This window comes from Flavobacterium xizangense, from assembly GCF_054075145.1.
In genome coordinates this window covers 78,689-91,970 of sequence record NZ_JBSIPG010000014.1, presented here as the reverse complement: position 1 = coordinate 91,970, position 13,282 = coordinate 78,689, and the positions used below count along the sequence as shown (strand labels likewise).

Here is a 13,282-nt window from a genome sequence, read left to right as displayed (position 1 = left end):
AAAAATTCTACCTATTATTATTTGCTTTTACCTGAAAAATCAATCTCTTTGGAGAATGGATGCAAACTTTCATCTATAAGAATTGCCAGCTCTTTTTTAGTAATTATTTTAGATGAATAATTTTCTTTGTTTTTAAAAGTTCCTCCTGCTTTTATTAAAATCTCAACTGCTTTTTCTTCAGTCAGTTTATCTTGATTTTTAATAATTTTATTCTTTTTATCAAATTGATTTAATCCTTCTGTAAATTCCTGAATGGTGATTGTCGCCTCTGGATAAAACCATGTTCTGTTTGCCCATTGATAGCTTTCTCCTTTCGTTTTTAAAATTCCGGTAGCTGAAATTTTTTGTATTGTTTGAAAAGCTTCATCTGTTGGTTTTACATCAAAAATTGGCATGATGTAAGCTTTTTGATCTAATAAAGACTGCTGTACACTTCTCACAGAAACATCGCGGACTTCCTGATTTTTATTTACTGCAAGCGCTGCAAGAGTTCCTGCTGCTTGACCAGTTAAAAGTACAACTGGCTGTAAACGAGTTGCTCCGTTAATAAGATTTGAAACTGAAATCGCTTTATCTGAAACAATAAAACCATCCACTTTTTCAGGAATCAATGCACCCAAAGGAATATTATAAGACGGCACAGGCGGAAAACCTACATGTGGGGCATCCGGATTTTGATTATGATGATGATCTACAGGATAATCGCCAACAGAAATTCCAGTTTTATATAAAGCTTCTTTCTGATTGTAAGGTTCTGCAACATGATTATAGGTTAAAAAAGAAACTCCTTTTAATCTTCGGCCTTCTCTATGATAGGGTGCATAAGCCAGTAAATCTGATGTTGTAAATTCATCGTCAGCCAAACCTAAATTTTTATATCCCAGCTCTTTTTGAATGTAATAAACAAATTGCAAAGTGTAATTTCTTGCTTTTAGCAACTCTTTATTGCGATCTTCTCTAGACATTTCAATAACGTTCAAGTAAACATCATTTCCTTTTTTAGGCCAATTGATCATGTATTTATTGTTTGGCAATTTTCCGTAACCCAACATTTTGTCACAATCAATTTGCTTATTATCGACAGTTTCCGCACACGAACCTTTAAAATGATTTGCATCGTAGTTTTCTGGTTTTACTATTGTCTTGTCAGTACCAGCTCCGTAGTCTTTTAATATTGCAACCCAAGTCAAATCCTGAACAACATTATTCGCCTTTAAAGGAGCATTTGCTTCTTTCGTTTCAGTCTTAGAATCCATACCTAATCTGTAAGCTGCTCCGGCTATTTTCAGACTTTCGCCAATGTCAGTCGCATCAATTGTAACTTTTGCGGTAACCTCTAGTACATCATTTTTATCATTTTTAAAAGTAGCCCCAATAACTTTATTTCCTGATTTTTTAATAGTTACGACATAAAAACCATGAATGATTTCTAATTTCTTTTCCTTTGAAGCAATTTTATTAAAAATCATATTTCCAACAGAAGGTTCAAACAAAGTATTGCTTACCCATCCCGTTTCTAACGCTGATGCACCTCCGTAATGCGTTCTTAAGGCATCTCTAAACTCGTACCAAATTCCTGAATCAAGATTATGATTTCCGTCGCATGCCCCTACACCCTGAGAAGTGAACATACCACCTATCCAAGGAGACTCTTCTACAATAAGCGTTTGTGCGCCTAGTCGGGCAGACGAAATACCTGCAGATGTCCCACTGGTGGTTCCTCCTATTACTAAAACGTCAATATTTTTTTTAGTTACATTTTGTGAATGAGCTGCAAAAAATAAAAGAAATGCAAGAATATTTATTTTCATACTATTTAAATTATCGTAATTATGGCTATAATTAAGTTCTCCAAAAACATTTTATTTTTGAAAAAAACAGGGTTACTGAAATGGCTAAAAGAGTAAATAAAACACCTCTCATTATGCCCCAAAAAGCACTTTGATTAAAAACATCAAAATAATCTGTGATCGAAAACAGCGTCAAAACTGGTGTTGTTAATAAAGCTGTTGTTGCATATGCCAACATTGGATTCTGGCCTGTCATTACCAAAATTTTCGTTGATTTTATATATTTAAAATAATCACACAAAACGGATAATAAAATCATTGCAAAAAAAGCCAAGCCTGAAGTCACAAAATAGTAACTGTAAGTAGAATCATCTTTACGGATACCGCCCTGATAAGCTTCCAAAAACAATCCAAGCAATAAACAATACGCTCCGATAGAAAAAAGTTTTTTCCAAAGAACACCAAAACAGGTATTGCTTTTTTTTATAACAAAATGAATTAGGATGAGTAGTGCGGCAGTTATTAAAAAATTCAGTTCTAGCTGACGGGTAAAAAGCAAAAAGACATTACTGACTATCAATGCAAAACAACTAAGCGCTAATAAATAAGACCGTTTTTTTAAATCATTTGAAGCATCACCATTATCCGAATTAATCCATGGACTTATATACTCTCCAGCTATACTTCCTGGAATTACAATAAATAAGTATTTTAAGTAATAAAAAGTATAAGCCCAAGGAATTGGTGTATAATCATATACATTTTTTACCCATCCTAAATTTGCGGAAGAAAGAAATGTAGCCATAACAAATGGTAAAACCAACAATCTGTGGTAAGGCTTTTTAAAGGTAAAAATGTAAATTACACTTGCAAAAAAAGCCATATTTGCCAAAACAATAATGATAATATCACTAAAATAAACATCAAAAAAAGTACTATTTTTTCCTTGATAACTAAGATTGTACATTAATCCAAAACCGAGAGCAAAGGCAATTAGTTTAATCGGAGAAAAATTGATCGACTTGTAGGTGATTTTAGTGCTTTCTGGAACTATATTTTCTGCAAACATAAAAAACATCAATGCAAAGGCGCTTATAGAAATCAGACAGGAAGTAATTGTCACCGGACTTTCGATCACAAATGGTTTCATGTGTTGGAAAAAGATGGCAAAAAAAACCAATTGCACTGCTCTAAAAAAGGACTGTAAGCATAATTTCCATTTATTTTCACCATTTTCTAATTTGTTTCCTAAAGAGAAAGGAAAAGAAGCTCCCATTGTAAATAAGAAAAAAGGAAAAACTAAATCAACCCAAGTTATTCCATAAATCGATGGGTCAAATGAAGAATTTGGCGGTACTTGCGCATGAGCCATCCACGCTGGCAAATGCGTTAAAATTATTTGACCAGACAAAATCATTGCGATAATCGCAAATCCTCGTAAGGCATCAATTGATAAAGCTCTTTTTTTCATGATTAAAATGGGCATCAAATCATTTATAAAAATTTAAATCTTTCTTAATTTACTTCTTGATATATTCTTTTGTGAAATAATCCGGAAAAGCTTTTAATCCTTCATAAAAAAAGAATGATTCTCCTTTAACACCTGCTTTACGATTAGCTTCAATCATTTCTTTCAAAAATTCTGGTGAAGGATTAACTCCGCTAACTTGAAGTAAAACTCCTGAGAAAAATTTCTTCTTTTGATCTCCTTTCAAAAACGAAACCTGAGCTTCTAATGTACTGGTGTAACTTTCGATATTTTTTCTGTAAATCTGAGGAACCACATAATCGCAATATCCTTTATCTAACCAAGTTGGCCAGTCCTGAAGATATTCTTCTTTTGCCCATGGATGTATGCTTGGCGCCATGCTTACAATCATTTTAGGTTTGATTGCTTTTACTTCCTTATATAATTGACCTAAAAAAACAGTTAATTTATCCGCTCTCCAAGTAAGCCAAGCTGGATCTTTATAGTCATTTGGAGGAAGTTGTCCATTATTTTCTTTTTTATATAATGCAACAGTATAAGGATCATACCCCCCTAATGATGGCATTGCTGGCAAACGGTCATCTCCTTGTATACCATCTACATTATAATTTGCAACAACTTCAAGAACTAGTGATTTTACAAAATTTTGAACTTCCGGATCCATTGCATTCATCCATTCAAAACCATTTTTTGAAACTAAATTTCCATGATTATCTATAGCTTTCCAATTTGGAAATTTTTTCAGAATCTCTCCTCCATTTTCTCCATAAGAAGAAGCAAAACCAAATTCAAACCAAGCGTGAACTCGAATATTTTCTTTATGGCTTGCTTCAATCATTTCCTGCAAAGGATCTCTTTGTCCAAAACGCTCCATTATTGAAACTCCAAATAAATCTTTCATGATCTTACTTGGATATAAAGTTCTTCCGCGATTCCATACTACAACATAAATATCTGTGATTCCTGATTTTTTACAGATTTGAACAGTTTCTTTTATTTTATCATTTGAGGCAAGAGCATCTGAAGCTACATTAGTAACCCAAACTCCTTTTATATACGAAGGATAAGTTGTATTATTTTCTTTGACAGTTTTTTGCCCGGTGCAAGATAAAACTGAAAATACAACGATTGAAATGGTTAATAGTTTGGTAAATTTTATCATTTGTTTTTGGTTTATAAAAAACAAATATATAAAATTTTATTAATTACAATTCAATTATTAAATATTTTTAATAATAAAAAGTCAATTAATAAAAAATGACATTTAAAAACCACTTTTAAGAGGGAAAATAAGTATTAAATTATGACATGCAGAAATAATCTTTGCTTAAAATTTCAAACAAAGATCGAAGGTTTAATCTGAAAAAGAGAGAATTATATTATTGCTTAAATAGCGGAGAAAGCATTTTTTCCTTAACAATACAACATGCCCCAATAACACCGACACGATGCCCTAAAGTGGATTTTTTTAGCTTCATATCTCTATTAACTAAACCTAGGGAATGTTTTTTTAATGCAGATTGAATTGGCAAAAGCGCATATTCTCCTAACTGAGAAAAATCACCGCCAATTACTAATAAATCAGGATTAAAGATATTAAGCAAGATAGATAAGTAACGCCCCATTTTTTCACTTTGTTTTGTCACCAATTCCACGCACAAACCATCTTCAAGGTTTACTGCGCCTGCAATAATGTCCAAATGCTGTAAATCAGCATTTTCATTAAGAACAACTTTAGATTGTTTCCCTTGTTCTAAAGCCGCTTTAAACTGATTCACCAATGACCAGCCAGAAATCTCGGTTTCTAAGCAGCCTAATTTGCCGCACTGACACATAATTTCATTATCAAAAATCGTACTGTGACCAAACTCACCCGAATAACCAGACTTACCGTAGTACAACTTACCATCTGTAATCATTCCTATAGCAACACCCCAACTGTAATTTAAAAATATAATGTTTTGCTCATCGTCTACAACCCCTTCGCAATATTCCCCAAAAGCCATCGCTCGGGAGTCATTTTCTAAATGAACAGGAAGATTCAATTGTTCCGAAATAATCTCCGTTAAAGGTCTGTTTTCACTAAAGAAATAGTTGTAACTAAAACCTTCCATTGAGTTAATACGCCCTGAAAAATTAATACAGATCCCTACAATTAATTGTTTTTCAACTGAACTTTCTTCAATATAATTATTGATTAAATTACAGAATTCCAAAAGAGATTCCTGAGAGTTTTTTAAAGCAAAAGGAATTCTAAGGTCTATACTGATAAATTCATTTTTGATATTTTGCAGACCAATAGACATATTAGTTCGGCTTACCTCAACTCCTAAAAAGAAAGCACAAGTAGGATTAATACTGTAGAGCGATGGTCGTCTGCCTCCGCTATTGCTGATTTTTCCCATATCAACAACATTTCCTTCTAATAGCAATTCATTAACAGCTTTTGTAATAGTAGGAACACTAGATTGTAATTCTGAACTAATTTCGGCAATTGTTGCGTTACCTGCAGAAAGCAAATGCTTAACGATAGATTGTCTTAACATATGCCATTTTTGTCCTGAAAGAGTATTGTCTTTACTATTACCTAATAAATCTTTTAAATTCATCTTTTTTCTTTTAATAAACCTATACACAAACTTAATCTAATTTTTTAAATAGTTTTCTACATTTTAGCATTTAATAAAAAAAGATTTACAAAATGCTTTAATTATTAAAAAAAATTAATATGAAAAGACTTGATAATAAATTTTTTATTATTTTTAACCAATTAATAACCAATTAATAACCAATTAATAACCAATTTACTAACTTAAAACCACTTTATTAACTATGCAAACAAAAAAAATCTTATTAGCAGGCTTATTTTCTGCAATGCTTTTCTCTTGTTCAAACGAAGACGTCTCAGTAGAAACTAAAAGTGCAGCAACCAATAAAGGCACGGCCAAAATGCTTGTTCAAAATTTAGCTCTTACATCATCTGACTGGACTTCGGGAAATCTTTCTACATCGATTGTCCCAGTTAACAATTTAAAACATCTTGAAGGAGATTTATCAGGAATTCCTATTTGGAAAAGCAATAATCCTGAAGTAATAAAAGGAGATGGCTGGCTGATGCAAAATGCCAGAACAGATTCAACAAGAGGCGGTTCTTCTAATCCTTTATCAGGTACATTTGGAATCTATTTGTTTCACATCAATAAATCTAATACTACAAAATATTTGCATGTATTAATATCAAATCCGCAAAGCACCACAGTCACTGTAAGTGGAAAAGGATCTATTTATACGAACAATGAAAAACCATTAAATGGCAGCGGAACAGGACAAAGCTATTTTGTTTCAAAAGACAGACTTCTTAATACACCAAGAACTACTTTTAATAATGTTTCAATAAATTCATTTAAAGTTTACGAAGTCTATAAAACACAATTATTAAACGGCAATATGGTCGATGGTTCTTATGAAATAACTGCTTCTCAAGGCGTTTATGTTTACACCGTTGTAACTTCTAGCGGATTACTTGCAGATGCTGTAAATGCAACTAAAACACCAGCTTTAGGAGATATTTACACTGAAAGCACAAATGCATACGGCAGAGAAGCCGGAATATATAGCGCTTCAGGTTGGACTGGATCAACACCCATTACTTTACCATCTGGTCCGGCTTATATGGGGTTGTGCTTAAATACAAGTTCAAAATTTGCAACAAATGGAATTTATCTTCAAAATCAAAATGCACCTTTTTTATATAATTTAAATGGAGCGTCGCAAAATACTTATGGAAATTACGGCCATAAATACTCTATTACTTTACAGCTTACTAACCCTAATAGCAGTGCAAAAACGGTGTCGCTATCATTTGCATCAAATTTTACATCGACAACAAATTCTCCATCATTTACTTACAACGGACCGATTTATTTAAACGGAACTCTAAAAAACATTTATACTACTCCAACACAACCTAAGCAGACCCTATCAACATGGAATATTCCTGCAAATTCTAATTTCAATGCTACTATTAGTTTTTATGTTCCTGGACTCATTACTACGGGACAACAATTAATATTAGAACAGTCTAATTAATAATTTTACAAAATTTCGTTTAAATTTTAATGCAAAAAACTCTAAAAACAGATTCCTACTGTTTTTAGAGTTTTTATTTTTCGGTGAAACTAATTTTATAATTGAGTTGTAAATTTCTAATAAATTAAAAAATACTCTCCATTAAATACATTGGGCTATAATTGCCTTCAATTTTTCCAAAAAAAGCTAAGATTGCTTAAAAATAAAAAAAAAGACATACTTTGAAAGGGATGACTGTGATAATAATTAAAACTATTGGGCACTATGTTTTTAGAAAACAAAATAAATTTTATACCGGCAATATGATATGAAATTCAGCGCCAATATTTTCTTCAGCTTTCGAGTAAATAATCCCTTTATGATTTTCTACAATTTTTTTTCCTATTGCGAGGCCAATACCGGTACCACTATACTCTTCGTTATTGTGCAGTCTCTGGAAAATAGTGAAAATTTTATTTTCATACTGTTTATCAAAACCTATACCGTTGTCTTTAATAACAATTTTGTAATAACCTTTAGTTGAATTTAAAGTGGGATACTTTTTAATCTGAGCTAAAGTAAGTTTGCGAGAACTGATTTCTATTTTACAAATTGAATCGTCATTTTTGCAAAACTTAAGTGCATTACTAATAAGATTGTAAAAAAGCTGATTCATTTGTAATGCAACAGCTGTAATAATTGGTAATCTTCCGAGTTTTATTTCAACCTGACTTTCTTCTATAAACAACTCAAAATCAAAAAGAATATTTTCAACTATTACATTTAAATCTGTTTTCACAAATTGTTTCTCCGGATCGTTAAGATAGGAATACGCCAATAAATCCTTAATAAGTGTATTCATTCTTGTAGATGATTTACTGATTTTTTCCAGTAAGATTAGCGCCTCGTCAGAAATTTTTTCATCCATTCCTAGAAGTCTGCTAATAAACATTAATATTTTGCGCAGCGGCTCCTGCAAGTCATGGCTGGCCACATAAGCATATTCCTGTAACTGGACATTGGCCACATGTAATTTTTTGACTGAACTTTCAAGTTCTGTATTAGAATTTAGTAAGTCGGCAGTACGTTCCTGAACTTTGGCTTCAAAACCATCCGAAAGTTCCTGTAATCTTTTTTCTGTAATTCTGCGTTCGGTTATATCTTCAATAGCCAGCAATATCAATTGTTCTTTACTAGTTTCATTAGTTACTTTTCTCGCATTAAGCAGCATTATGCTCTCTCTGTAAGGAAAAAGATTGACCGTTATCTGATAATCATCTAATTGTATTTTCTCAGGAAGTACTTTCTCAAGCATGGAGCGCATAGGAGTATTATCAAAAAGATAGTTTTTAATTTCATAAATCAACTTGCCAGCAGCTTCATCCTTTGCAATATTGTATTTTTTAGAGAAAGCCCTGTTAGTGTCTTTTATTCTTAAATTACTATCTAATATTACGATTGGCTCCCTAAGAGTTTCTACTATAGCTTCTGTATAATTTTTAGAAATGTTTACCTCTTGTTGTTTATTTAAAAGTTCCTGGTTGATTTGTAAAAGCTCCTCATTACTCGATTGTAATTCTTCTTTAGAAGTTTCCAGTTCTTCATTCAAACTTTGCAACTCTTCGCTTCCGCTTAATAATTCTTCATTAGCACTCTGTAATTCTTCGTTGGAAGCCTCTTGCTCCTCACTGATAACGTTAATATCATCATGTATTTTAGCCAATTCTTTTTCAAGCTGCTTTATCCTCTTTAAGTAGATATTGTCTTGTAATTCTTCAGAAGGAATTTTGTTTAAGAGCAAATTATCTTTATTAATACTGCTTTTATAAAACAAGACTAAAAAATAAGGTTCAGAGGTGTCCTCTAATCGCTGTAATTCAATGGTAATTTCTTCTGCAGCACCTTTACTTTTAATCTGAATTCCTTCTTTTTTGATAGTTGAATCTGTTTCTTTGACTTTATGCCAAGCATTACGAAGCTCAAATGCTAATCCTTCTTTGGCCATTTTCAATAAATTGAAAGTAGGTTTGCCAGAAGAAAGCTCAATAAATTCGGCTATTGATCCATTAATATGGACAATATCCATTTGTTCATTTACGATAACACTGGCCGGAGTATATTTGGAAAGCAATACTGACTCTGCACTCTTTCTAAAATCTTCTTTGATAATTTCTTTTCGTTGAATATTAGATTTAAAACTTTTTAACCGTCCATTGGCTTCTAAACCAGAATTTATAAATCGGCCAGAAACTTGTTTACGAATATAAATTTTGCCAGCTTTATCAAATGACTGAAAAAATTCAGCAGCAGGAACAGCCGTTTCAGATTTTCCCAAAATTAAAAACCCATTTTCTTTTAATGCGTAATGAAAAGTTGCGAGTGATTTTTTTTGCAAAAAAGAGTCCATATAAATAAAGACATTTCTACAGGTGATTATATCCATTTTAGCAAAAGGAGGATTATTCAAAAAATTATGAACGGCGAAAATACATAAATCCCTAATTTGCCTTTTGATGGTGTAACCATTTGTATTGGAGGTAAAATATTTAGAAAGAGTATTTTCAGAAACATTTCTCATTTGGGATTTCTTGTAAAACCCAATTCGAGCTTTGGCAATAGCCACTTCAGAAATATCTGAAGCAAAAATCTGAATTTCTTTTCCGTGAAGATTTTCACCTAAAAATTCATGAAGCGCAATGGCTAATGAGTAAGCCTCTTCGCCAGTAGAACAGCCTGCTATCCAAATCCGTATTGTATTTCCGTCCGGCACTCTGCTAGTTATTATTGGGAAAACTTTTTCTTTTACTATTTGAAACATTTTACCATCTCTGAAAAATTCAGTTACAGGTATAAGCATATCATTAAACAAATCTTCGGATGCTACTTTATCACCTCGTAAAACTTTAAGATAATCCCTAAGGTTAACAATTTTGCTTAATGCCATTCTTCTTGCAATGCGACGGCGTATAGTTGTTTGCTTGTAATATGTAAAATCAACGCCACTTTGCTCATGCAGAATTTTAATAATTTCCTGGAATACTACTTCGTCATTTGTATTTGTGTCAAGCTCTTGACTAATTAAATATTTTGATTTTGAAATTTTTATCAATTTCTCCACTATTTTTACTGGATTCATTACAAAATCAACCACTCCGGCATTAATGGCGTTTTGAGGCATTTCATTATAAGAAGCATCTGTATCCTGGGCAAAAGTAGTCCCTCCATGTTTTTTTATGGCTTTTAATCCTATTGTTCCGTCAGATCCACTTCCTGAAAGCAGTACGCCATATGCTAAATCCAGGTGGACGTCAGCTAATGAATTAAAAAAAATATCTATTGCCTGATTTTTAGTATCTTTTAAACGAGGGCTAAGCTTGAGAACTCCATCAAAAGAGGTAAGCATTTTGTTCTCAGGAATAACATACATATGATTTGGAGCGAGATGAATTTCATCTGTAATTTCATTGATTGGAATTTTTGCCACACGCGAAAGAAGTTCAGTAAGCATACTGTCATGCATAGGATGCAAATGCTGTACAAAAACATAAGCCATTTCAGAATTATCTGGGATTGCATCAATAAATTTGGTAAAAGCATCAAGTCCCCCAGCTGAAGCTCCAATACCTACAATAGGAAAATCTTGACGAGTTGCCATTGGTAAATTATTTGTCTTGGCATCCATGATTTCTAGTATTAATTTTTAATTTGAGCAACACAACTATAAATCAATCCCAAATTAAATTGTTGGAACATTTATAAAGTTTAAACTGAAATAATAAAAGAGGCTATTTCTAGATGTCCGAACCTTTCTTTCCAATCCATTTCAATCACTTTTTTAAGTAATTTCTTTAAATCGTTGAAATCAGTTGGTTTTACAATATAGGCATTGGCGCCTAATCCAAAAGTATTCTTTATACCCTCATCCGTTGCCGAAGTTGAATAAATTGCTATGACGGGAATATCCTTAAATTTAGCATCATCACGAATTTGTTTTAAGCTTTCAAATCCCGACATTACAGGCATATTTAAATCTAAAAAAATAATATCCGGAATATCTAGATTTTTATCATAAAGACGATTTAAAAGTTCCTGCCCGTTTCTACAAAATTCAATCGGAGAATTAAAATGAATATCCTTTATTGCATCTGCAAAAAATTCCCTGTCATCAGCATCATCATCAGTAAGTAAAATCTTTAAATCCTTTCTGTTTATCATTAGTTTGTTTAGCGTTTAATCCAAATGTACGATTAAATAAGAGGTTAGAGAGTAATCAAAGAATTTACTTTATAGTATTAATAATCAAATAGTTTAATTTTTCTAGAAAAGAACTGTATTGCTGATAAATCTAGTTTTTATTTAAAAAAAAAATCTTTCAGACTCATTAAAATAGTAGTCTTTTTACTATGTTTTATAAAAACAGTAATTGTATATGTAAAGAATTTAGCAGTTATTTTTATAAGTTGCTAAAAAATGAATTTATCTTCTGCAATTTCACGCGGGTTCTTAAATAAAAAATACGCTTTTTTTGAAAAAGGTATTACTTAAAAAACCTCAAAGTTCAAAAAAGTATTAACATACTGTGAATTATACAATTACTAAAGATACTTATATAAGTTAATAGCCTATTACAGCGCTATCTTTACTATTATAATTAATCTTAAAAATATAACATTATGAATACTTCAAACACAAAAAAAAGCACTGAGAGTGCTAAGGCATCAGATAAAAAAACTGATAAAAAAGAAACTGTATCAAAAAGCACTGATAAAACTGCGGATACAAAAAAAGAAGCAACGAAAAGTAAAAAATAATCCCAAAAAATTATATTATGATTTTAGATGAAAAAGAAAATTCCGCTCATAAAAATTACGGACAAGATAATAACCACGGCTTTACGGATCAAGATGATTATGTAAAGAAAGATGATTTCGATGCAAATGATCAGGAAGAAGAAGATTTAGAAGAGGAAAATGATCTTGATAGTATCGATGATGAAGATGATGATTCTGAATCAGAATCTGACAACGATTTCACAGAAAGTGATATCAATAAAAGCCTTTAAAAAGAATATAAACCGTCTAAAATCAGACGGTTTTTTTATTTTAATTGGTGATAACTGAATTATGCGAGGAGAATAACAATAAAAAATGCAAGAAAAATTTTCTTGAAACAAAATACAAATGCCTGTAGAAAATATTTTCTACAGGCATTTGTATTATCAACTTCTTTCGTTGGACAATACTACTTTTTAAATCTTTTAGCAATTATTTATTCACCTGTTTCAGTATGCGGTGCATCTACGGGTTTGGACTGAGATGAACCTATCTGTCGCAAATAAATAGAAAGGACAATAATAGCGAAAACAGAAAGAAATTCACTCTGCCAATTTTGAAAAGATTCAAACCAAAATCGTGAATCGAATATATATTGAGAAGCAGTTTTTAAAGGCATATTTTTAAAGAAAAGCTGTTCGTTTTCGTCTTTTAAACTTCCGTAAAAATGCAAAACGAAGGAAAATACAAATAATGCAAACAATGCAATTGTGAGAGAATGTTTGTAAATTTCTAAAATCAATCCGCCTTTTTTAACAGGCCAAGGTGCATGTTTACGTTTTGCTGATGGTTCCCGGTCGACCTCTTCCTCTTTATTAAAATCTTTAGATTCTGAAGAACCTTTTTGCTGAAGAAAAATAGTCAATAATACCAAAAGCGCCATTTGCAAAAACTCACTTTCCCAATTTTCAAAAGTAGATTCTACAAAGTGTCCGGATGAAAAGTAAGTTAATAGGTCGACTGTCATCGCACCATTTTCAATAAGATCTTTGTTGTATTCTTTGAAACCAAAAAAAATCTGGCCCGCAAAAGCACCAATAAATAATACGAAAAAGCTAATCGATAATCCGTTGTTGCGTATAAAATTTTTCATCTTTATTGTT

Annotated in this window: 10 protein-coding genes; 3 read left to right on the top strand and 7 right to left on the bottom strand. The window is 31.8% G+C overall.

Translation table 11 applies throughout. The features are described 5' to 3' along the window. Positions 1-17: 17 nt before the first annotated feature. From ACWA1B_RS20935 to ACWA1B_RS20920, 4 genes are all read right to left on the bottom strand, one after another. Positions 18-1,811 (bottom strand): FAD-dependent oxidoreductase, encoded by a 1,794-nt coding sequence (locus ACWA1B_RS20935; protein ID WP_456910338.1) that lies wholly within the window; start codon positions 1,809-1,811, stop codon positions 18-20. 31 nt (positions 1,812-1,842) lie between these two features. After that, positions 1,843-3,261 (bottom strand): DUF5009 domain-containing protein, encoded by a 1,419-nt coding sequence (locus ACWA1B_RS20930; RefSeq protein WP_456910336.1) that lies wholly within the window; start codon positions 3,259-3,261, stop codon positions 1,843-1,845. Positions 3,262-3,310: 49 nt separating this feature from the next. Next, positions 3,311-4,441: a glycoside hydrolase family 10 protein gene (locus ACWA1B_RS20925; protein WP_456910334.1), complete on the bottom strand. Its 1,131-nt coding sequence runs from the start codon at positions 4,439-4,441 to the stop codon at positions 3,311-3,313. 217 nt (positions 4,442-4,658) lie between these two features. Further along, entirely contained in the window at positions 4,659-5,888 is a 1,230-nt protein-coding gene (locus ACWA1B_RS20920; RefSeq protein ID WP_456910332.1) for an ROK family protein, read from the bottom strand. A 223-nt stretch (positions 5,889-6,111) separates the two neighbouring features. On the opposite strand from ACWA1B_RS20920, the gene ACWA1B_RS20915 reads away from it, so the two are divergent. After that, on the top strand, positions 6,112-7,368 hold the full coding sequence (locus tag ACWA1B_RS20915; RefSeq protein ID WP_456910330.1) for a DUF3370 family protein: 1,257 nt from the start codon (positions 6,112-6,114) through the stop codon (positions 7,366-7,368). Positions 7,369-7,657: 289 nt separating this feature from the next. Here the strand turns inward: ACWA1B_RS20915 and ACWA1B_RS20910 are convergent, their stop codons facing one another. Together ACWA1B_RS20910 and ACWA1B_RS20905 are read right to left on the bottom strand one after the other, a co-directional pair. Continuing rightward, the gene (locus tag ACWA1B_RS20910) at positions 7,658-11,029 is read right to left on the bottom strand and encodes a CheR family methyltransferase (protein WP_456910328.1); all 3,372 of its coding nucleotides are present in this window, start codon (positions 11,027-11,029) and stop codon (positions 7,658-7,660) included. Positions 11,030-11,109: 80 nt separating this feature from the next. Further along, positions 11,110-11,562 carry a response regulator gene (locus ACWA1B_RS20905; protein WP_456910326.1) on the bottom strand — a complete coding sequence of 151 codons (453 nt, stop codon included), beginning with the start codon at positions 11,560-11,562 and terminating at the stop codon, positions 11,110-11,112. A 458-nt stretch (positions 11,563-12,020) separates the two neighbouring features. Between ACWA1B_RS20905 and ACWA1B_RS20900 the strand changes: the two genes are divergently transcribed. Next, a complete protein-coding gene (locus tag ACWA1B_RS20900; protein ID WP_456910324.1) occupies positions 12,021-12,158 on the top strand; it encodes a hypothetical protein in 138 nt (45 codons plus the stop codon). Between the two features lie 17 nt (positions 12,159-12,175). Continuing rightward, entirely contained in the window at positions 12,176-12,409 is a 234-nt protein-coding gene (locus ACWA1B_RS20895; RefSeq protein ID WP_456910322.1) for a hypothetical protein, read from the top strand. 206 nt (positions 12,410-12,615) lie between these two features. Here the strand turns inward: ACWA1B_RS20895 and ACWA1B_RS20890 are convergent, their stop codons facing one another. Beyond that, positions 12,616-13,272 (bottom strand): DUF6766 family protein, encoded by a 657-nt coding sequence (locus tag ACWA1B_RS20890; RefSeq protein WP_456910320.1) that lies wholly within the window; start codon positions 13,270-13,272, stop codon positions 12,616-12,618. Positions 13,273-13,282: the final 10 nt, after the last annotated feature.